This window comes from Rhizobium sp. BK212 (assembly GCF_014197475.1).
Lineage (GTDB): Bacteria > Pseudomonadota > Alphaproteobacteria > Rhizobiales > Rhizobiaceae > Rhizobium > Rhizobium anhuiense.
The window spans coordinates 212,588-233,672 of the sequence record NZ_JACIFS010000003.1; the positions used below are offsets into that span (position 1 = coordinate 212,588).

At 62.1% G+C, this 21,085-nt stretch carries 19 protein-coding genes; 13 read left to right on the top strand and 6 right to left on the bottom strand.

The window, feature by feature from the left end:
* Positions 1–48 precede the first annotated feature (48 nt).
* Complete coding sequence (locus FHT79_RS10995; RefSeq protein WP_047610035.1) at positions 49–981, bottom strand: pseudouridine-5'-phosphate glycosidase; 933 nt, start codon at positions 979–981, stop codon at positions 49–51.
* Positions 982–1,069: 88 nt separating this feature from the next.
* Positions 1,070–2,014 (bottom strand): carbohydrate kinase family protein, encoded by a 945-nt coding sequence (locus FHT79_RS11000; protein ID WP_028758079.1) that lies wholly within the window; start codon positions 2,012–2,014, stop codon positions 1,070–1,072.
* 229 nt (positions 2,015–2,243) lie between these two features.
* Here FHT79_RS11000 and recA point away from each other — a divergent pair, with 229 nt between their 5' ends.
* Both recA and alaS read left to right on the top strand, forming a co-directional pair.
* Positions 2,244–3,338, top strand: coding sequence for a recombinase RecA (gene recA, locus FHT79_RS11005; RefSeq protein WP_003540131.1), 1,095 nt, complete (start codon positions 2,244–2,246; stop codon positions 3,336–3,338).
* Between the two features lie 154 nt (positions 3,339–3,492).
* A complete protein-coding gene (gene alaS / locus FHT79_RS11010) occupies positions 3,493–6,147 on the top strand; it encodes an alanine--tRNA ligase (protein WP_168333244.1) in 2,655 nt (884 codons plus the stop codon).
* A gap of 88 nt (positions 6,148–6,235) precedes the next feature.
* On the opposite strand, the gene FHT79_RS11015 is transcribed toward alaS, so the two are convergent.
* Positions 6,236–6,868: a LysE family translocator gene (locus tag FHT79_RS11015; protein ID WP_168333245.1), complete on the bottom strand. Its 633-nt coding sequence runs from the start codon at positions 6,866–6,868 to the stop codon at positions 6,236–6,238.
* A gap of 127 nt (positions 6,869–6,995) precedes the next feature.
* On the opposite strand from FHT79_RS11015, the gene FHT79_RS11020 reads away from it, so the two are divergent.
* On the top strand, positions 6,996–7,847 hold the full coding sequence (locus FHT79_RS11020) for an AraC family transcriptional regulator (protein WP_097594432.1): 852 nt from the start codon (positions 6,996–6,998) through the stop codon (positions 7,845–7,847).
* 51 nt (positions 7,848–7,898) lie between these two features.
* Here FHT79_RS11020 and FHT79_RS11025 read toward each other — a convergent pair whose 3' ends face one another.
* The 3 genes from FHT79_RS11025 to FHT79_RS11035 all read right to left on the bottom strand — a co-directional run bounded on the left by FHT79_RS11025 (position 7,899) and on the right by FHT79_RS11035 (position 10,341).
* Complete coding sequence (locus tag FHT79_RS11025; protein WP_028756196.1) at positions 7,899–8,525, bottom strand: glutathione S-transferase family protein; 627 nt, start codon at positions 8,523–8,525, stop codon at positions 7,899–7,901.
* An 88-nt stretch (positions 8,526–8,613) separates the two neighbouring features.
* The gene (locus FHT79_RS11030) at positions 8,614–9,060 is read right to left on the bottom strand and encodes a GNAT family N-acetyltransferase (RefSeq protein ID WP_047611588.1); all 447 of its coding nucleotides are present in this window, start codon (positions 9,058–9,060) and stop codon (positions 8,614–8,616) included.
* 69 nt (positions 9,061–9,129) lie between these two features.
* Positions 9,130–10,341: an NADP-dependent isocitrate dehydrogenase gene (locus FHT79_RS11035; RefSeq protein ID WP_028756198.1), complete on the bottom strand. Its 1,212-nt coding sequence runs from the start codon at positions 10,339–10,341 to the stop codon at positions 9,130–9,132.
* A gap of 187 nt (positions 10,342–10,528) precedes the next feature.
* On the opposite strand from FHT79_RS11035, the gene FHT79_RS11040 reads away from it, so the two are divergent.
* From FHT79_RS11040 to FHT79_RS11085, 10 genes are all read left to right on the top strand, one after another.
* Complete coding sequence (locus FHT79_RS11040; RefSeq protein ID WP_168332980.1) at positions 10,529–11,056, top strand: hypothetical protein; 528 nt, start codon at positions 10,529–10,531, stop codon at positions 11,054–11,056.
* A gap of 119 nt (positions 11,057–11,175) precedes the next feature.
* Positions 11,176–13,215, top strand: coding sequence for an FUSC family protein (locus FHT79_RS11045; protein WP_168332981.1), 2,040 nt, complete (start codon positions 11,176–11,178; stop codon positions 13,213–13,215).
* Between the two features lie 4 nt (positions 13,216–13,219).
* Complete coding sequence (locus FHT79_RS11050) at positions 13,220–14,050, top strand: RNA methyltransferase (protein WP_028756200.1); 831 nt, start codon at positions 13,220–13,222, stop codon at positions 14,048–14,050.
* Positions 14,031–14,831, top strand: a complete 801-nt coding sequence (gene murI / locus FHT79_RS11055) for a glutamate racemase (protein WP_028756201.1) — start codon at positions 14,031–14,033, stop codon at positions 14,829–14,831. The genes FHT79_RS11050 and murI overlap by 20 nt, the downstream gene beginning before the upstream one ends.
* Positions 14,832–15,010: 179 nt before the next feature.
* Positions 15,011–16,525: an ATP-binding protein gene (locus FHT79_RS11060; RefSeq protein WP_183903361.1), complete on the top strand. Its 1,515-nt coding sequence runs from the start codon at positions 15,011–15,013 to the stop codon at positions 16,523–16,525.
* Positions 16,526–16,749: 224 nt separating this feature from the next.
* Positions 16,750–17,367 carry a 30S ribosomal protein S4 gene (gene rpsD, locus FHT79_RS11065; protein WP_004676212.1) on the top strand — a complete coding sequence of 206 codons (618 nt, stop codon included), beginning with the start codon at positions 16,750–16,752 and terminating at the stop codon, positions 17,365–17,367.
* Positions 17,368–17,469: 102 nt separating this feature from the next.
* Positions 17,470–18,399 carry a glutaminase gene (locus FHT79_RS11070; RefSeq protein ID WP_168332983.1) on the top strand — a complete coding sequence of 310 codons (930 nt, stop codon included), beginning with the start codon at positions 17,470–17,472 and terminating at the stop codon, positions 18,397–18,399.
* Between the two features lie 60 nt (positions 18,400–18,459).
* On the top strand, positions 18,460–19,329 hold the full coding sequence (gene ttcA, locus FHT79_RS11075) for a tRNA 2-thiocytidine(32) synthetase TtcA (RefSeq protein ID WP_168332984.1): 870 nt from the start codon (positions 18,460–18,462) through the stop codon (positions 19,327–19,329).
* 46 nt (positions 19,330–19,375) lie between these two features.
* A complete protein-coding gene (locus FHT79_RS11080) occupies positions 19,376–20,203 on the top strand; it encodes an inositol monophosphatase (RefSeq protein ID WP_168332985.1) in 828 nt (275 codons plus the stop codon).
* Positions 20,204–20,244: 41 nt separating this feature from the next.
* On the top strand, positions 20,245–21,069 hold the full coding sequence (locus FHT79_RS11085) for an inositol monophosphatase family protein (protein ID WP_183903362.1): 825 nt from the start codon (positions 20,245–20,247) through the stop codon (positions 21,067–21,069).
* Positions 21,070–21,085: the final 16 nt, after the last annotated feature.

Sequence of the window (21,085 nt, forward strand, 5' to 3'; positions counted from 1 at the left end):
AGGCTTTTTCGGCACCATCTATCTGTCACGGCCATACCGACCTACCCGTCAATCCTCATTCCGCAGCGCCACCGCAATCTCGGCCGCAAGCCGCGCATTGTTCTCCACCAACGCAATATTGGTCTTCAGGCTCTGGCCGTCCGTCAGGTCGAAGATGGTCGAGAGCAGATAGGGCGTCACAGCCTTGCCGGTGATTTCGTCGCGCTCGGCGCTATCCAGCGCCCGCTCGATATAGATTTCCATCTCCTCGCGTGGGATTTCGTCGGCTTCCGGCACCGGATTGGCGACGAGCATGCCGCCGTCGACACCGAGCTGTTCGCGCACCGTCTGGAAATTGGCGATGGCGGCCGGGCTGTTCAGCGACAGCGGGCTTGATATGCCCGAGGAGCGCGACCAGAAGGCGGGAAATTCCTCGCTCTCATAGGTGACGACAGGCACGCCGCGGGTTTCCAGCACTTCCAGCGTCTTCGGAATGTCGAGAATCGCCTTGGCGCCGGCGCAGACGACGATGACGCCGGTTCGGGCGAGCTCCTCGAGGTCGGCTGATATATCGAAGCTTTCCTCGGCGCCGCGATGTACGCCGCCGATGCCGCCTGTGGCAAAGACGCGGATGCCGGCGCGCGCTGCCGCAATCATCGTCGCCGCGACCGTGGTGGCGCCGGTGCGGCGCTCGGCGATCGCGAAGGCGAGATCGGCGCGCGACACCTTCATCACCTCGGTCGCCTTGGCGAGCTGTTCCAATTCCGCGGCTTCAAGACCGATATGCAACGTGCCATGAATGACGGCGATCGTTGCCGGCACCGCTCCCTGTTCACGGATGATCGTCTCGACGCTGCGGGCCATCTCGATATTGCCGGGATAGGGCATGCCGTGGGTGATGATCGTCGATTCCAGCGCCACAAGCGGCGCGCCGCGCTGCTTGGCGCTGGCAACCTCCTTCGAATAGGCGATCGGCAGAAGAGGGGAGATGGGCTTGGTCATGGTCTTGTCCTGTGATCGACAGAACATGATGCCGAAAAGTGTGGGCGGTTTTCGGACGGCATCATGCTCAACTCTTTAATTAGTCGCTTCAATGCAGAATTCTGATTTTGGGAACAAGGGCAAGCGCCTCATTCAAAAGATCCGGCGTCAGATTTTCGTTGACGGCGTGCCGCGACTGCACGGTCAGCGTGGCGGCCGCGGTGCCGTGGCGGACGGCTTCCTCGAGCGGCAGGCCGAGCATCAAGGCGGCGAGCGTGCCGGCCGCAAGAGAATCGCCGGCACCCGTGACATCGGCGACGGTGTCGGCGATCGGCGGCTGCAGCGTCACGGCGCGGTCCCCGCAAAGCGCGACGAGTTCGCGCCGGCCGCGAGTGACGACGGCATTCCTGATGCCGATCTCGTTCAGCAATGGCGGCCAGCCGGCGGCGTCTTCCGGCTGCTCACCGGTCAGGGCGGCGGCCTCGGCCTCGTTCAGGAACAGGTAGTCGATATCCCCGATGCAGGGTTTCAGCCTGACGACCTTGGCCGGCGAGATGGCGATCGCCGCGACGGGCTTGGCCAGGGAATGCGCCTTGGCGACGATCGCGGCGATTGTCTCTTCCGGCAGGTTGGCATCGAAGAGGATGAAATCATGGGCGGCGAAAGCTTCCCGCACCCAGCGGATGGATAGACGCCGCGGCACGAAGAAACGGTAGAGATCCATGTCGGCGAGGGCGATCACCAGATTGCCGTCCTTCTCGATGATCGCCGTATAGCTCGGCGTCTTGCGGTCGAGGAAGACGAAAGGCCGGTCGTCGATGCCGGCGAAATCGGCGGCTTCGCCGACCAGTTCGCCGTTGGGATCGCCGCCGCGCGGCGAGATCATCGTCACCTGAAAACCGAGCCTTGCGAGATTGCGCGCCGCATTGAAGCCGCCGCCGCCGGGCTCCTCGAACCAGGTGCCGGGATTGCTGGCGCCAGGCGCTGTCTCGCCGGAGATGCGGCCGCGCCGATCGATATGGGCACCGCCGAGAACGAGAATCTTTCTTTTCATTTCAGGCACTCTCCTGATGCCCGACGTGCGAATCGATGGGATGGGTTTTTGTGCGCGGGTGCCGGCACTTTACATCTAAGTCGTTGCTTTTCATCGATAAAACAAATACAGAACACGGGCCGTTTTACCTTTTTCTTTCAATTGTTTGATCGCCTATTGCGAGAGTGGAACAAATAGGGTACAAACTCGACATTGCTTGGGCGGCTTCAATAACCTAAAGGTGGATCGGATGTCTCAGAATTCATTGCGGCTGGTAGAGGACAAATCAGTGGACAAAAGCAAGGCGCTTGAAGCGGCACTCTCACAGATAGAGCGGTCGTTCGGCAAGGGCTCGATTATGAAACTCGGCTCCAACGAGAATGTTGTCGAGATCGAGACGATCTCGACCGGCTCGCTTGGCCTCGATATCGCACTTGGTGTCGGCGGCCTGCCGAGGGGCCGCATCATCGAAATTTACGGACCGGAAAGCTCCGGTAAAACGACGCTTGCGCTGCAGACCATTGCCGAGGCGCAGAAAAAGGGCGGTATCTGCGCCTTCGTCGATGCCGAACATGCGCTCGATCCTGTCTATGCCCGCAAGCTTGGCGTCGATCTGCAGAACCTTCTGATCTCGCAGCCCGATACCGGCGAGCAGGCGCTTGAAATCACCGATACGCTGGTGCGCTCCGGCGCCGTCGACGTCCTCGTCGTCGACTCGGTCGCCGCACTGACGCCACGCGCCGAAATCGAAGGCGAGATGGGCGACAGCCTTCCCGGCCTGCAGGCGCGCCTGATGAGCCAGGCGCTGCGCAAACTCACCGCCTCGATCTCGAAGTCGAACACCATGGTGATCTTCATCAACCAGATCCGCATGAAGATCGGCGTCATGTTCGGTTCGCCGGAAACGACGACGGGCGGCAATGCGCTGAAATTTTATGCCTCCGTACGCCTCGACATCCGCCGCATCGGCGCGGTCAAGGAGCGCGAAGAGGTGATCGGCAACCAGACCCGCGTCAAGGTCGTCAAGAACAAGATGGCGCCACCCTTCAAGCAGGTCGAGTTCGACATCATGTATGGCGAGGGTGTTTCCAAGACCGGCGAGTTGGTTGATCTCGGCGTCAAGGCCGGCATCGTCGAGAAATCGGGCGCCTGGTTCTCCTATAACAGCCAGCGTCTCGGCCAAGGTCGTGAAAACGCCAAGACCTTCCTGCGCGACAATCCGGATCTCGCCCGCGAGATCGAGTTGTCGCTGCGCCAGAATGCCGGCCTGATCGCCGACCGCTTCCTGCAGAACGGCGGACCGGATCCCGATGACGGCGATGGCGATGCCACTGCGGAAATGTAATTTTCGCGCTTGAACTCATCAGTCAGTTCCAGCCGGCCGCATTCCTGATGAGAATGCGGCCGGTTTTGTTTGTCTGCTGGACAGTGGCGGAGGCGAACGTTAAAAGCCGATGGATTTGTATTTACCTGCCTCCGGCAGCATTGAAGGGCATAGCATGAGCGGCGTGAACGATATCCGGTCGACCTTCCTCGACTATTTCAAGAAGAACGGCCATGAGATTGTTCCGTCGAGCCCGCTCGTCCCGCGCAACGACCCGACGTTGATGTTCACCAATGCCGGCATGGTGCAGTTCAAGAATGTCTTCACCGGCCTGGAAAAGCGTCCTTATTCGACGGCGACGACCTCGCAGAAGTGCGTGCGCGCCGGCGGCAAGCACAACGACCTCGACAATGTCGGCTATACCGCGCGTCACCTGACCTTCTTCGAAATGCTCGGCAACTTCTCCTTCGGCGACTATTTCAAGGAGAATGCGATCGAGCTTGCCTGGAAGCTCGTGACCGAAGGTTTTGATCTGCCGAAGCATCGCCTGCTGGTAACCGTCTATTCCGAAGACGAAGAGGCAGCGACGCTGTGGAAGAAGATCGCCGGTTTCTCCGACGACAAGATCATCCGCATTCCGACCTCCGACAATTTCTGGCAGATGGGCGATACCGGCCCCTGCGGTCCGTGCTCGGAAATCTTCATCGACCAGGGCGAGAACGTCTGGGGCGGCCCTCCGGGCTCGCCGGAGGAAGATGGCGACCGGTTCCTGGAATTCTGGAACCTGGTCTTCATGCAGTTCGAACAGACGGAGCCCGGCGTTCGCAACCCGCTGCCGCGTCCGTCGATCGACACCGGCATGGGTCTGGAGCGCATGGCCTGCATTCTGCAGGGCGTTCAGAGCGTGTTCGACACCGATCTCTTCCGGACACTGATCGGCGCCATCGAGGATACGATGGGCCTCAAGGCGGAAGGCAGCGCCAGCCACCGCGTCATCGCCGACCACCTGCGCTCCTCGGCCTTCCTGATCGCCGACGGTGTGTTGCCGTCGAATGAGGGCCGCGGTTATGTCCTGCGCCGCATCATGCGCCGCGCCATGCGCCATGCGCAGTTGCTCGGCGCCAAGGAGCCGCTGATGTACAAGCTGCTGCCGACGCTGGTGCAGCAGATGGGCCGCGCCTATCCGGAGCTGGTGCGCGCCGAGGCGCTGATCTCGGAAACGCTGAAGCTCGAGGAAAACCGCTTCCGCAAGACGCTCGAACGTGGCCTGTCGCTTCTGTCGGACGCAACGACGGATCTTTCCAAGGGCGATATGCTGGATGGCGAGACCGCCTTCAAGCTCTACGACACCTACGGCTTCCCGCTCGATCTGACGCAGGATGCATTGCGTGCCCGAGAGATCGGCGTCGACATCTCCGGCTTCACCGATGCGATGCAGCGCCAGAAGGCCGAAGCCCGCTCGCACTGGGCCGGTTCCGGCGAAAAGGCGACCGAAACCGTGTGGTTCGAGCTCAAGGAAAAACACGGCGCGACCGAATTCCTGGGCTACGACACCGAAACGGCTGAAGGCGTCGTGCAGGCGATCGTCAAGGATGGCGCGGTTTCGACCGAGGCCAGGGCCGGCGACAAGGTGCAGATCGTCGTCAGCCAGACGCCGTTCTACGGCGAATCCGGCGGCCAGATGGGCGATACCGGGGTGATCTCGTCCGACCATGGCAAGATCGAGATTTCAGATACGCAGAAGAGGGGCGAAGGCCTGTTCGTGCATCTGGGTACTGTCATCGAAGGCGTGGTCAAGGATGGCGATGCTGTCGCGTTGACGGTCGATCATGCCCGCCGTTCGCGCCTGCGCGCCAATCACTCGGCAACCCACCTGTTGCATGAGGCGCTGCGCGAAGTGCTGGGCACTCATGTGGCACAGAAGGGTTCGCTGGTAGCACCCGAGCGCCTGCGTTTCGACGTTTCGCATCCGAAGCCGATGTCGGCCGAAGAGCTGAAAATCGTCGAGGATATGGCAAATGAGATCGTGCTGCAGAATTCGCCGGTCACCACGAGGCTGATGAGCGTCGACGATGCGATCGCCGAAGGTGCGATGGCGCTGTTCGGTGAGAAATACGGCGATGAAGTCCGCGTCGTGGCGATGGGCGAGGGTGTGCGCGGCGCCAAGGCCGGCAAGCCCTATTCGATCGAACTCTGCGGCGGCACGCATGTCGGAGCCACCGGCCAGATCGGCCTGATCCGCGTTCTCGGCGAAAGCGCCGTCGGCGCCGGCGTTCGCCGCATCGAGGCCGTCACCGGCGAATCGGCGCGCGAATATCTGGCCGAACAGGACGAGCGCGTGAAGACGCTTGCCGCCTCGCTGAAGGTTCAACCGTCAGACGTTCTCTCGCGCGTCGAAGCGCTGATCGACGAGCGCCGCAAGCTCGAAAAGGAACTGGCCGACGCCAAGCGCAAGCTCGCCATGGGCGGCGGGCAGGGCGGCTCGGCCGATTCCGTGCGCGAAGTCGCCGGCGTCAAGTTCCTCGGCAAGTCGATATCGGGCGTCGATCCCAAAGATCTGAAGGGGCTCGCCGATGACGGGAAGACCAGCATCGGCTCGGGCGTCGTGACGCTCATCGGCGTTTCCGAGGATGGCAAGGCAAGCGCGGTCGTTGCCGTGACGCCCGACCTCGTTGATCGCTTCAGCGCCGTTGATCTGGTGCGCGTCGCTTCTGCCGCGCTTGGCGGCAAGGGCGGCGGCGGCCGTCCGGACATGGCGCAAGCTGGCGGCCCTGATGGCGCCAAGGCCGACGAAGCCCTTGAGGCAGTTGCGTCGGCACTTGCAGGCTGACCATCAGCCTGACGGCGTTTGACATGTGGACCGGCTGCGAGATCTGGATTTCGCAGCCGGTTTTATTTTGCGCAGAAGCCTGCGGCGGTCAGTTTCGCGCTTGCAAAGCGAGGCGGCAGGCGAGCCCGGTAAAAACAGTCGCCAGCATATATTGCGGCATCTTCGGAAAGCGGCTGAGCGAGGCCAGCCGCGTGCGAATTTGGCTTCCGAGAATAATGACGGCTCCATTGACGACGAGGCCGATGCCGTTCAGCACGGTCGCAAGCACCAGCATCTGCATCGTGATCGAGCCGCTTTGCGCAGTCACGAATTGCGGAAAGAGGGCCATGACGAAGAGGGCCATTTTCGGATTGAGCAGATTGGTGGCGAGACCTGCAAAGAAGATGCGTCTGCCCGAAAGCCGACTCAATGTCGATGCTGGCGCAAAGGCGGTGACTTCCGAGCGGATTGTCTTATAGGCCAAATAGAGAAGATAGCAGCAGCCGGCCCAGCGCACTGCTTCATAGATAGCGGGCACCGTCACGAAGAGCTGAGAGAGCCCGAAAGCGGCGGCAAGGGCGTGGCAATAGGTGCCGAGCGCGATGCCGGCATAGGTCAGAAATCCGGCGGCGCGTCCCTGGCTGACACTGCGCGAGGCGATCAGCAGCATGTCGGGACCGGGCGTGGCTGTCAGCACCAGCGCTGCGGCGGCAAAAAGCATCAATGTTGAAAAATCCGGCATCAGTCATTCCTTTTGGGTTCGAGCCGGACTTCCGCCCTATGCCGGATTCGTCGAAAGCGCAAGTCAGCAGGATTTGTCAAATCGGGTTATGTTCTTCTTTGGCCGATCGATTTGCACGAGGTTTGACATGAACGGCGAAACGGCATGGGCACTTTATGAAAACCGTCTGCGACGGGTTTCGGCCTATATTCACGACCATTTGGACGAGGAGCTGGATATGGAGCGCCTTGCCGAAATCGCCTGCATGTCGAGCTATCACTGGCACAGGATCTACCGGGCGATTTACGGCGAGACGCTGGCGGCAACCGTCAAGCGGCTCAGGCTGCATCATGCGGCAGGCGAGATCGTCCGCACGGAACTTGCCGTCAGTGAAATAGCGAAGCGATCAGGCTATCCCAATCTCCAATCCTTCAATCGCATCTTCAAGTCGGTCTACGGCATGCCGCCGGCCCGCTACCGGAAAGAGGGAAGCCACACAGCCTATGAGCCCTCACCCAACGGAAAGACCAAAGCCATGTTAGACGTTACCATACGCGAGATCGGGCCGATCGAGCTGATCGGCGTTGCCCATACCGGTTCCTACATGCAGATCGACAAGGCCTTCGAGACACTGTTCGGCACGCTTTATGCCCGCGGCCTCGCCAAGCCCGACATGCGGATGATCGGCGTCTATCTCGATGATCCCGATATCGTGCCGGTGGAAAAGCTGCGCTCGATCGCCTGCGTCACCGGCGCTGAAGACGTGCCGGCCGATGCGCCGTTCGAGCGGCGCACGATCGACGGCGGCGATTATGCCGTGCTGCGCCACAAGGGTCCCTATGCCAATATGCCCAAGTCCTATCAATGGCTCTTTGCCGAATGGCTGCCGAAGTCCGGCCGGCAACTGAAGGACAGGCTCATGTTCGAGGAATATCTCAACAATCCGCGCGAGGTGCGGCCGACCGAGCTTCTGACGGACATTCACATGCCGCTTGTCTGACCGCTGATATCTCCGGGGCGGCGGTCTGGCCGCCGCCCCGGGTTCGACGTCTCAAGCGGCCTGCATCGTCTTGCCGGCTTCGTCGTCCAGCGCATTCGCGCGCTTGTAGGCCTCACGCCCGCTGATGCGGCCGAAATAATCGACGAAGGCCTGACGCTTCTCGATGCTGCCGAAACCGAGGCCCCAGCCGATATGCGAGCCGACATAGACGTCGGCGGCGGTGAAGCGTTCGCCGGCGACGTAGGTCGAGCCGGAGACCGCCATTTCGAGTGTATTCATGACGTCGCCGAAACCGCCGCAGCCGGCCATGCGCAGGCGATCCTTCGGAATTTCGAAGCCGAGCCCCTTCATCGTTACCGCCGATTCGAGCGGACCGGCGGCAAAGAACATCCAGCGGTAATAGCGGGCGCGCTCCTCCGGCGTCGGTGCCAGCGCCTTTTCGGGGAAGGTGTCGGCGAGATAGGCGCAGATCGCCGCGCATTCGGTGACGATGGTATCGCCGTGACGGATCGCCGGCACCTTGCCCATCGGATTGACCGCGAGATATTCGGGCGCCTTCATGGTTTCGCCGAAGGTCAGGAGTTCGGTGCGATAGGGCTGGCCGATCTCCTCCAGCATCCAGCGCGCGATGCGGCCGCGCGACATCGGGTTCGTATAGAATACCAGTTCTTCCGTCATGAGATCCTCCTCGTGCTGCCGTTATTCTGCGGTCTTGCCGTTCCCCGGAATCAATAGTGCGGCGAGGCCTTTGTGCAACCCCAGCCGCTTAAAGCGCCTTTCGGTACTGGATGAAACCCGAGCGCTCGGCGATCCTGTCATAGAGCCGCCGCGCCGTTGCATTGGTTTCATGCGTCATCCAATAGAGCCGGCCTGCGCCGTTTTGGCGGGCGAGGTCGGCGACGGCGTCGATCAGTGCGGCGCCGGTGCCGAGCCCGCGTTGGCTGTTTTCGACATAGAGATCCTGCAGATAGCAGGTCCATTGCGGCAGCCAGCAGGAGCGGTGAAAGATGGCATGGACGATGCCGACGAGACGGCCATCTTCATCAAAGGCGCCGAGCGCGTGCATCGGTTCGTCAGGATCGTGGAAGCGAGCCCAGGTGAGATCGGTGGTTTCGGGCGGAATGACCACCTCATAGAAGCGCTGATAGGCTTCCCATAAGGGTTCCCATGCGGCGCGGTCGGCGGGTTCAAGCGGTCGCAGGATGGCCGTCATCGGTTCATTCCCCAATTGAAAACGGCGGGGAAATCCCCGCCGTTTCGATCTTATCTCGGAAAGGCCGGCTTACGCCATGGCCTTCTGGAGGTTCTGGTCGATCTTGTCGAGGAAGGCGGTGGTGGACAGCCACGGCTGGTCGGGGCCGATCAAGAGCGCCAGATCCTTGGTCATGAAACCGGATTCGACGGTATCGACGCAGACCTTTTCGAGCGTTGCGGCAAAGCGGGCAAGCTCGGCATTGTCGTCGAGCTTGGCGCGATGCGCCAGGCCACGGGTCCAGGCAAAGATCGAGGCGATCGAGTTCGTCGAGGTTTCCTGGCCCTTCTGGTGCTGGCGATAGTGGCGGGTGACGGTGCCGTGAGCGGCTTCGGCTTCGACCGTCTTGCCATCGGGGGTCAGCAGCACCGAGGTCATCAGGCCGAGCGAACCGAAGCCCTGGGCGACGGTGTCGGACTGGACGTCGCCGTCATAGTTCTTGCAGGCCCAGACGTAGCCACCGGACCACTTCAGCGCCGAGGCGACCATGTCGTCGATCAGGCGGTGTTCGTAGGTGATGCCGGCTTCCTTGAACTGATCCTTGAACTCAGTCTCGAAGACTTCCTCGAAGATGTCCTTGAAGCGGCCGTCATAGGCCTTGAGAATGGTGTTCTTGGTGGAGAGATAGACCGGCCACTTGCGCATCAGGCCGTACATCATCGAAGCGCGGGCGAATTCGCGGATCGATTCGTCGAGATTGTACATGGCCATGGCGACGCCGGCGCCCGGTGCGTTGAAGACTTCCTTCTCGATGACGGTACCGTCCTCGCCGACGAACTTGATCGTCAGCTTGCCCTTGCCGGGGAATTTGAAGTCGGTGGCGCGGTACTGGTCGCCGAAAGCGTGGCGGCCGACGACGATCGGCTGCGTCCAGCCGGGAACCAGGCGCGGCACGTTGCGGCAAATGATCGGCTCGCGGAAGATGACGCCGCCGAGGATGTTGCGGATCGTGCCGTTCGGGCTCTTCCACATTTCCTTGAGGTTGAATTCCTTGACGCGGGCTTCATCCGGCGTGATCGTCGCGCACTTGATGCCGACGCCGTACTTCTTGATGGCGTTGGCGGCATCGACGGTCACCTGGTCATTGGTGGCGTCGCGGTTTTCGACGGACAGGTCGAAATAGTCGATGTCGAGATCGAGATACGGATGGATCAGCTTGTCCTTGATGAGTTGCCAGATGATGCGCGTCATTTCATCGCCGTCGAGATCGGCGACGGGATTGGCGACCTTGATCTTGTTCATGTATCTGCCTCGTTCGAGCTTGAAGGGGGACGGGGTCCCGGGTGGGTGATGTGATGAGGAGCGCTATAGCATTGTGAACCGGGAACGCAAAGCTGCAAGGGGTTCTGCAATGCGTTTTTGCTGCATTGCCAAGTGCCGGAATTCGGCTAGTGTCCGCCTTGATTTACCGCCCCTCGGATATTCGACCATGAAGACAATCGCTGTTGTTATCGCAAGCCTTATCGCCTTTTCCGGCATCGGCCATGCCGCCGATGTCACCGCCCCCGTGAAGGAGATCATGGACGCGACCAAGAGCAACTGGGCGGACAATAACAGCGACTGGACCGACATCTTCGACGCAAGCCGGCTCGACCATCTCTACAGCCGCGATTTCGTCGCGAGATACCAGGCGGCGGCGCAATTTCCCGCGGTCGACGACGACGGCATATCGCCGTTCGACTACGACGTCATCGTCAATGGCCAGGATGCCTGCCCGTTGCAGGATCTGACGATGGCGGCAGCACCTGTGGTCAACGGCACGGCCGAGGTGACGGTGCGCTTCCAGAAATCCGCCTGCTCGGATGCGTCCGATGCCAAGGACTATACGACCGTTCGTTTCGAAGTGGTCGAAGAAGACGGCAAACCGGTGATCGACGATATCGTCACCGAGAATATCGAAACGCAGGCCCGTGATTCCCTGAAGGCGACGATGGCGCTGATTGCCAAGGGCCAATAGACGCGCCACATTCGATCGATGCCGAAGGATTCGAGCCCGGCGAATGTTCCGATCGTTGCCGTGGTTTGATTTCCGCTCTTGCGGCGGTATCTGTCGATCCTTCTGCGGCATGAGGGGCTTTGCATTTGTTTTCCGGTTTTCAGTTCCGCGACTGGCTGCTTGCCAATGATCCGGCGCTTTCGCGCCTGCGCATGGCCTCGCGGGTGACGCTGACGATCATCTTCTCTTTTTTAATCCTTCTCGCCATCCATATGTTCATCCGACCATTGCCGACGGCGGCTTTCGGCCTCGGCATCGTGCTGTCGATCGAGGGTGGGGTGGCCGTTCGCGACAAGGGCAATACGCGCCAGCTGGTGACGCGGCTCTTCGGTTGCGTCGCAAGCCTTGGCGTCGTCGCCATCGCGGCGGGCCTCGAGGATCGCCGTTTATTCTCCGACCTCGTCTTCCTGGTGGTGATCGCGCTCGCATCGGCCGGGCGGGCGTTCGGGCCGCGCGGTTTTGCGATCGGCATGTTCGCTTTCACCTCCTATTTCATGGGCGCCTATTTCCGGCCTTCGCTGGCCGAGCTGCCTGATGTGGCGATCGGCCCCGTCGTCTCCGTGCTCGTCGGCCATCTGGTGAGAGCCGTGTTGTTGCCGGACGACTGGCGGCGCGACCTGCTCCGCTCGCTCGAAAGTGTGCGCGGCCGGATCAACCAGATCCTCTTCAAGCTCGCCGCCCTCGCCGGCGGCGCCGAGATCGGTGAAGCCGACCGGCAGGAACTGCGCCAGTTGGAAGACCGACTGAAGGAAGTGGTGCTGATGGCCGAAACCTTCATCCCGCGCCCGTCCGGCGGCGTTTTCGATGCCACCGCCGATCCGGCCGCAGAATTGGCGATCCGGCTCTTCGATGCGCATCTGGCCGCCGAGAGCGCAATCGTGCTGAGTTTCCAGAGCCCGCCGCCTTTTGCGCTCATCCATGCCGTAATCGAGGCCGATAGCACGGAACTTGCAAGATTTGCGGAGATGGCCGAAGCCATCAAGGACCAGCCGCGAGGCGAAACCGTGCGGGCGCTGCTCTGGCTCGGCGAGGCGCGGCAGCAGTTGACACAGGCGATCGGCGAGGGGCAGACCTCGGGATTCTCCGGCATCGACGCCGTCAAGGATACTGTGCTGCCTGAGAAGATCGACTTTTCCTTTGCCAATCCCCTGCTTCGCTCGGCGCTGCAGATCACGCTCGCCTCAGCGCTTGCCATGGCTTTTGGCCTGGCTCTCTCGCGCGAGCGCTGGTTCTGGGCGGTGCTTGCCGCCTTCCTCGTTTTCACCAACACCAATTCGCGCGGCGATACGGCGATGAAAGCGCTGTCGCGTTCGCTCGGCACCGTGTTCGGGATCGCCATCGGGCTTGTGCTGGCGACGCTGATATCGGGCGAGCCTGATATCGCCATTCCGATCGCCGCCGTCTGCATCTTTCTGGCCTTCTATTTCCTGCAGGTTTCCTATGCGACGATGACCTTCTTCATCTCGATCGTGCTCTGCCTGGTCTACGGCATGACCGGCGTGCTGACGCTCGATCTGTTGAAGCTGCGCATCGGCGAGACCATGATCGGGGCGGCGGCGGGAACGGCGGTCGCCTTCATCGTCTTCCCCACGCGCACGCGCGGGGCGCTCGATGCCGCACTTGCCCGTTGGTTCCAGGCGTTGCGCGAGCTGCTTGGCGCGATCGGCGAGGGCAAGAGCGGTTTCGACCTGATCCGGTTGTCGCAGAAGATCGATGGCTGCTACCGCGACGTGACGGTGGCGGCGCGGCCCCTCGGCTCGTCCTGGTCGGTGGTGACGCGCCCGGGCCAGATCCGCCAGACGCTGGCGATCTTCCTCTCCTGCACCTATTGGGCGCGTATCCTGGCGAAGAGTTATGACGCGCCGGCCGCTGACGACAATCTGAAGACGCTGATCGCGGCGGATCTGGCGCTGATCGACAATGCGGCCCGGCGCGGCTCGAGCTGTTTCCTCATCAAGCGCAAGGCGTCGCGGACAACTGGCCGGCACCTGCCGCTATCGCGCGAGGGCGCGAAACTTGGGCTCGAAATGATCGGTTCGGCGCTGGAAAGACTCTATCCCCCTGCAGACGTCTTGCCGTTTGCAGCGGGCGAGGCTATTGCGCGCTCGAAACAGGGATAGGACCATGGCAGGTACGAACAGCGAGCGTCAACTTCTGGCCGAAGGCCCGGCCATCATTCTGGTCGAGCCGCAGATGGGCGAGAATATCGGCATGGTGGCGCGCGCCATGGCGAATTTCGGCCTTGCCGAACTGCGCCTGGTCAATCCGCGCGATGGCTGGCCGAACGAAAAGGCGCTGGCGACCGCTTCCAAAGCCGATCACGTGATCGAGGCGACCAAGGTCTACGACACGCTGGAGCAGGCGGTTGCCGATCTTAATTTTGTCTATGCGACGACGGCGCGCGAGCGCGACGGCTACAAGCCGGTGCGCTCGCCCGTCATCGCCGCCGAGACACTTCGGGCGAGGTTCCGCGCCGGCGAGGGCACCGGCATCCTCTTCGGGCGCGAGCGCTGGGGGCTGACCAACGAGGAGGTGGCGCTTGCCGACGAAATCGTCACCTTTCCCGTCAATCCCGCCTTTGCCTCGCTGAACATTGCCCAGGCCGTGCTGCTGATGTCCTATGAATGGATGAAATCCGGCATGGAGGATCTCGGCGCCGTTCCGTTCCAGGCGATGGGGCAGACGCCTTCGACCAAGGAACAGCTTTTCGGCCTGTTCGACCAGCTGGAAGAGGCGCTCGATGCCCGCGGTTATTTCCATCCTGCCGGGAAAAAGCCGAAAATGGTCGACAATCTGCGCGCTGTCTTATCCCGCCGGGCTTTCACGGAGCAGGAAATCAGCGTGTTGCGCGGCGTCATCTCCTCCCTCGACCGCTTCTCGCGCAAGAGCCCGCGCGGAGGCCGGTTCCCGCCAGCGGCCAAGGAAACACCGCCCGATGACAGCGACGACGCGTGAGCTGAAACCTATTCTTCTCTTCGATTCCGGCATCGGCGGGCTGACCGTCTTGCGCGAAGCGCGCGTGCTGATGCCGGAACGCGGCTTCATCTATGTCGCCGACGATGCCGGTTTTCCCTATGGCGGCTGGGAGGAGCAGGCGCTGAAGGAGCGGATCATCGGGCTTTTCGGCAAACTGTTGGCGGATCACGATCCCGAAGTCTGCATCATCGCCTGCAACACAGCCTTCACGCTTGTTGGTGCCGATCTGCGCGCCGCCTTTCCGCAGATGACCTTCGTCGGCACCGTGCCGGCAATCAAGCCGGCGGCGGAGCGCACGCGGTCGGGCCTGGTCTCGGTGCTCGCCACTCCCGGCACGGTGAAGCGAGCCTATACGCGCGACCTCATCCAGTCCTTCGCCCAGCAATGCCACGTCCGCCTCGTCGGCTCGGAGAACCTTGCGCGCATGGCGGAGGCTTATATTCGTGGTGACGCCGTCTCCGACGAGGCCGTGCTTGGCGAAATCGACCAATGCTTCGTCGAGAAGGACGGTCGGAAAACCGATATCGTCGTGCTCGCCTGCACACATTATCCTTTCATGGCCAATCTCTTCCGCCGGCTTGCGCCCTGGCCGGTCGACTGGCTCGACCCCGCCGAGGCGATCGCGCGGCGCGCCCGCACGCTGGTGCCGCTGGTCGCCGATGCCGTACACCCGGACAATTTCGACTTCGCGGTCTTCACCTCCGGCCAACAGGATTTCGCCACGCGGCGGCTGATGCAGGGCTTCGGCTTGCGGGCGTAGCGCGGCGACGGGATGTAGGATCGCGGCGATGGATCCTCTTCTCGGGTGAGCCGGGAATTGTCCTGTGGGTTGGCGAAATCCGGTCCTGAAAGATAGCGCATTCTTTGATAGACGGGGCGATGCCGTTTCGGAAGAATGGCGCTTCGTTCATGTGAGTCTCTTCGCCGCGAGGATCAGCATTGCAGGTTGGCATCGATATGGGATTGGCGTCCGGCAGCCCGGCGACGCTCGATATCGAGGAGCTGCTGGCGACCCGTCTGCTCGTGCAGGGCAATTCCGGATCGGGCAAGTCGCATCTGCTGCGCCGCCTGCTCGAGCAATCGGCGCAATGGGTGCAGCAGGTCATCATCGATCCTGAAGGTGATTTCGTCACGCTCAGCGACAGGTTCGGCCATGTCGTCGTCGACGGTGAACGGACCGAGGCGGAATTGGCGGGCATTGCCAACCGTATCCGTCAGCATCGCGTTTCCTGTGTGCTGACGCTCGAAGGCCTCGATATCGAGCAGCAGATGCGCGCTGCCGCCGCCTTCCTCAATGGCATGTTCGATGCCGATCGCGAATATTGGTATCCGGTTCTCGTCGTCGTCGATGAGGCGCAGATGTTTGCGCCGTCGGTCGGCGGCGATGTCTCGGAAGATGCGCGCAAGATGTCACTTGGCGCGATGACCAACCTGATGTGCCGCGGACGCAAGCGTGGTCTTGCCGGCGTGATCGCGACGCAGCGGCTGGCCAAGCTCGCCAAGAACGTCGCCGCCGAGGCCTCGAACTTCCTGATGGGCCGCACCTTCCTCGATATCGACATGGCGCGCGCCGCCGACCTGCTCGGGATGGATCGGCGCCAGGCCGAGATGTTCCGCGACCTGAAGCGCGGCAATTTCGTCGCTCTCGGACCGGCGCTGTCGCGCCGGCCGCTGCCGATCCAGATCGGCGCGGTGGAGACTTCGGCGCGCTCGTCCAGCCCGAAGCTGATGCCGCTGCCGGATGCGCCTCAGGATGTCGAGGACCTGATCTTCACGCCCGATCCGGAAGAATTCCAGCGCCCGCCCATGCGCCGCGCTGCGCCGGCGCCGCGGCCGACGACCGACATTCTCGCCGAACTCTCGCGCTCGACGCCGGCAGCCTCGGCCGCATCTGCCGAGGCGAGGGCGAGCCAGGTGGAGGTCTCTGCCGAGGAGCGGGAGGAGCGCCTTGCTGGCGTGCTTGCCGAAATCCTCGACGATCCCACCTCCGGTTTCCGCACCGATTCGGTGCTTTACCAGGATTTTCTCGTGCGGCTGCGCATGCGCCGTGTGCCGGGACCGCCGATCGCCCTGCCGGATTTCCGCCGGCGCGTGGCGATCTCGCGCTCGGGCGTTGATGCGGAAACGGCCGCGAGCGATGCCTGGGCGACGGCGCTGTCGCTGTCGTCAGGCGTCACCGACGATCTGCAGGGTGTCTTCCTGATGCTCGCCAAGGCGGCCATCTGCGGCGAACCGTGCCCGTCGGACGCCCGGATCGCCCGCGCCTACGGCACCCATTCCGCCCGCCGCGCCCGCCGCCTGCTTGGCTATTTCGAGGAGCAGGGTATTGTCGTCGTGCACACGGATTTCTCTGGCAAGCGCATCGTCGCTTTTCCGGATATGAACTGCCAGACCGCACCTGGCGACGCCAACGCGCCTGATACAGGCGGCGACCAGCCGTTGGCGGCAGAATAGTGGCGCGTTCAGGCTGTGCCGCTGTTGACATTTTCATGACGGCCCTCTAAAGACCGCCGCAAGCACCGGGCAGCAATGCCCGGTGTTTCATTTGACATGTCCCGTGGATCGTTTCTGTTCGCTAACCGAAACATCCTGTCAGATCTCGGCAGAGATCAGAGGAGGGCGTGTTTCCTTCGTGCGGTTTGGTAACAAATCGTCATAAACCTTTGAAAGGAAATACGATGAGCAAGCGCGAATCGTCCAAGTACAAAATTGACCGCCGTATGGGCGAAAATATCTGGGGCCGTCCGAAGTCCCCGGTGAACCGCCGCGAATACGGCCCGGGCCAGCACGGCCAGCGCCGCAAGGGCAAGCTTTCGGACTTCGGTGTGCAGTTGCGCGCCAAGCAGAAGCTCAAGGGCTACTACGGCGACCTGCGCGAAAAGCAGTTCCGCGCGATCTTCGCCGAAGCTGACCGCCGCAAGGGCGACACCTCTGAAAACCTGATCGGCCTGTTGGAATCGCGTCTGGACGCCATCGTCTATCGCGCCAAGTTCGTCCCGACGGTTTTTGCTGCCCGTCAGTTTGTCAACCATGGCCATGTCACGGTCAACGGCGTTCGCGTCAACATCGGTTCCTACCGTTGCAAGGCCGGCGACGTCATCGAAGTTCGCGAAAAGTCGAAGCAGCTGGTGACCGTTCTGGAAGCCGTCAGCCTCGCAGAGCGCGACGTTCCCGACTATATCGAAGTCGATCACAACAAGATGGTCGCAACCTTCGGCCGTGTTCCGACGCTCAGCGACGTTCCGTTCCCGGTCGTCATGGAACCGCATCTGGTCGTCGAATTCTATTCGCGTTAATGCCTTCGTCTCGCAGTCGAAACCGATTGCGAGACAACCGCATGCGTCGATATACGGAAAGCCGCTCTTTCGAGCGGCTTTTTTGCGATCTGGAGAGAAGCGATGGCAGATTTGCAGGCGACCCTCGATAGCATCTACGCCGATATCCAGCCGCGGATCGGCGAGGGCAAGGTCGCGGACTATATTCCCGAACTCGCCAAGGTCGATCCGAAGCAGTTCGGCATGGCGATCGTCACCGTCGACGGCAGGGTTTATCGTGTCGGCGATGCCGATACCGCTTTTTCGATCCAGAGCATATCGAAGGTCTTCATGCTGACGCTGGCGCTCGGCAAGGTCGGCGAGGGGCTGTGGAAGCGGGTCGGGCGCGAGCCCTCGGGATCGGCTTTCAACTCGATCGTCCAGCTCGAGCACGAGAGCGGCATCCCGCGCAATCCCTTCATCAATGCCGGCGCGATCGCCGTCAGCGACGTCGTCATGGCCGGCCATGCGCCGCGCGAGGCGATCGGCGAGCTGCTGCGCTTCGTGCGTTATCTCGCCGATGACGAGTCGATCACCATCGACGACAAGGTGGCGCGCTCGGAGACGCAGACGGGATACCGCAATTTCGCGCTCGCCAATTTCATGCGCGCCTACCGCAATCTCGACCATCCCGTCGACCATGTGCTCGGCGTTTATTTCCATCAATGCGCGCTGTCGATGACTTGTGAGCAGCTCGCCCGCGCCGGGCTGTTCCTGGCGGCGCGCGGCAGCAATCCGACGACCGGCCATTCGGTGGTCTCGCCGAAGCGGGCGCGGCGCATCAATGCGCTGATGTTGACCTGCGGCCATTACGATGGCTCGGGTGACTTCGCCTATCATGTCGGCCTGCCCGGCAAGAGCGGTGTCGGCGGCGGCATCTTCGCTGTGGCGCCCGGCATTGCTTCGATCGCGGTGTGGTCACCGGGGCTGAACAAGGTCGGTAATTCGCAGCTCGGCGCCGCGGCGCTGGAAATGCTCGCGGCCCGCACCGGCTGGTCGGTTTTCGGCGATTGACGCTGTGTTGCCAGACGGGTTTCTGCTAGAGCAAGTGTGGAATTTCTGTAGGACGAAGCAATGAATATCGCAGCCAATATCGCCGATGAGTTGGAGAGTGGCGAGGCCGACACCGGCGGCCATGCGCTGTTTGCCGATGCGCCGCGTTCCGTCACCTTCAACAAGCTGCGCAAGCGCTTGCTGCGGCAGGTGCGCCAGGCCTTCGACGATTTCGACATGCTGAAGGGCCAGAAGCGCTGGCTGGTCGGCCTTTCCGGCGGCAAGGATTCCTACGGGCTGCTGGCCTTGCTGCTCGATCTCAAATGGCGCGGCTTGCTGCCGGTGGAGCTCATCGCCTGCAATCTCGATCAGGGACAGCCGAATTTCCCGAAGCACGTGCTGCCGGATTATCTGAAAAAGATCGGCGTTCGGCATCGGATCGAGTATCGCGATACCTATTCGATCGTGAAGGAGAAGGTGCCGGAAGGCGCCACCTACTGCTCACTCTGTTCGCGGCTGCGGCGCGGCAATCTCTACCGCGTCGCGCGGGAAGAGGGCTGCGATGCGCTGGTGCTCGGTCACCACCGCGAAGACATTCTCGAAACCTTCTTCATGAATTTCTTCCATGGCGGGCGGCTCGCCTCGATGCCGGCCAAGCTTCTGAACGACGAGGGCGACCTGATGGTGCTCCGGCCGCTTGCCTATGCTGCCGAGGAAGACCTCGCGAAATTCGCTGTCGCGATGCAGTTTCCGATCATCCCCTGCGATCTCTGCGGCTCGCAGGACGGGCTGCAGCGCAATGCGATGAAGGATATGCTCTCCGATATCGAACGGCGCATGCCGGGACGCAAGGACACGATGCTGCGGGCGCTTTCGCATGTGAACCCTTCACATCTGCTCGATCCGAAACTCTTCGACTTTTCCACCCTTGCTGTCACCGACCCGTCATGAATGGCCGGCTAAGCAGGCGGCTCATGTATGACGGACAGGATTTCGCATGACTATTTCTGACAAGGACATTCTCTTTCTCGGTGATTGCATCCGGGAGGCGGCGCGTGCCGAGATCATGCCGCGTTTCCGCAATCTCGGCGATGCCGATGTTTTGGAAAAGACTTCGGCAATCGATCTGGTGACACAGGCGGATCTGCTTGCCGAACACAGGATCACCGCGGCGCTAAGGGAGCGCTTTCCTCAAGCCCTCATCGTTGGCGAAGAGGCTTATGATGCCGATCGATCCGTCGTGCCGGCCCTTGCCGATGCCGAGCTTGCCTTCGTCATCGACCCTGTCGACGGGACGTTCAATTTTGCCGCCGGGCTTCCCGTCTTCGGGACGATGCTGGCGGTGACGGTCAGGGGCGAAACGGTCGCCGGCATCATTCACGATCCCGTTCTCGGCGACACCGTGACGGCGATCAAGGGTGCCGGCACGTTGCTGACGCGCCGGGACGGGCAGTCGACAAAGCTGAAGGTGGCCGAGCCTGCTAGCCTGAGCCAGATGGTCGGCGGCCTCTCATGGGGCCACATGGACGACCCGGATCGCGCGCGCATCTGCGCCAACATGGCGAAGATCCGGATGACCTTCTCCTTCAATTGCTCGGCCTACGAATATTGGATGGTCGCTTCCGGCAAAATGCACTTCATCGGCCATGCGAAGCTGATGCCCTGGGACCACCTGGCCGGCGTGCTCGCGCATCAGGAGGCCGGCGGCTATACGGCGAAATTCGACGGCACACCCTATCGCCCCGGTGAGACGACGGGCGGCATCATCTCCGCACCCGATCGGGAAAGCTGGCAGCTGATCCGACGTGAGATCGTCGGCATTTGATGTGGGGCCCTTCCCGAAAGGCCGGACCGAAAGGATTTGACATGACTTCGACCGTTGACGTGACCGTTCTTGCCGATCTACTGCGCCGCGCGGCGAAGGCGGAGATCCTGCCGCGCTTCCGCCGGCTCGGCCAGGGCGACGTGCGCGCGAAGAGCGAGGCGACCGATCTCGTCACCGAGGCGGATGAACAGGCCGAGCGGATGATCAAGGCGGAAGCTCAGCGGCTCTGGCCGAGTGCGCTGTTCCTCGGCGAGGAATCGGTCGCGGCCGAGCCTGATTTGCTCTACGGGCTCGAAGATGCCGGTCTCGCGATCGTCGTCGATCCGGTCGACGGTACGTTCAACTTCGCCTCCGGTATTCCGGCTTTCGGCGTCATGGCCTCTGTCGTCTCGGCCGGAGAGACGGTTGCCGGTATCATCTACGATCCGATGGGCGACGACTGGGTGATGGCGGAAAAGGGCGGCGGCGCCTGGCTGCGCCGGCCGGACGGCGAAGCGCAGCGGCTCGCGGTTGCAGAGCCGGTTGCGCTCGACCAGATGGTCGGCATGGCCTCGGCCGGCTACCTGCCGCAGGAGAAGCGGGCGGAGATTCTCGGCAATCTGGCCAAGGTGCGTTTCCTCACCAATTACCGCTGCGCGGCCCAAGAATACCGCACCTTTGCCGGCGGCCATGTGCATTACCTGATGTACAACAAGCTGATGCCCTGGGATCATCTTGCCGGCACGCTGATCTCGCAGGAGGCCGGTGCCTATGCGGCGCGCTTCGACGGCTCGCCCTACCAGCCGCATCACCTCGACGGCGGTCTGCTGATTGCGCCCGACAAGGCCTCGTGGAACGTGCTACGGCGTGAGGTTTTCACGGTCTGAAAAGCGGTCCGACTGC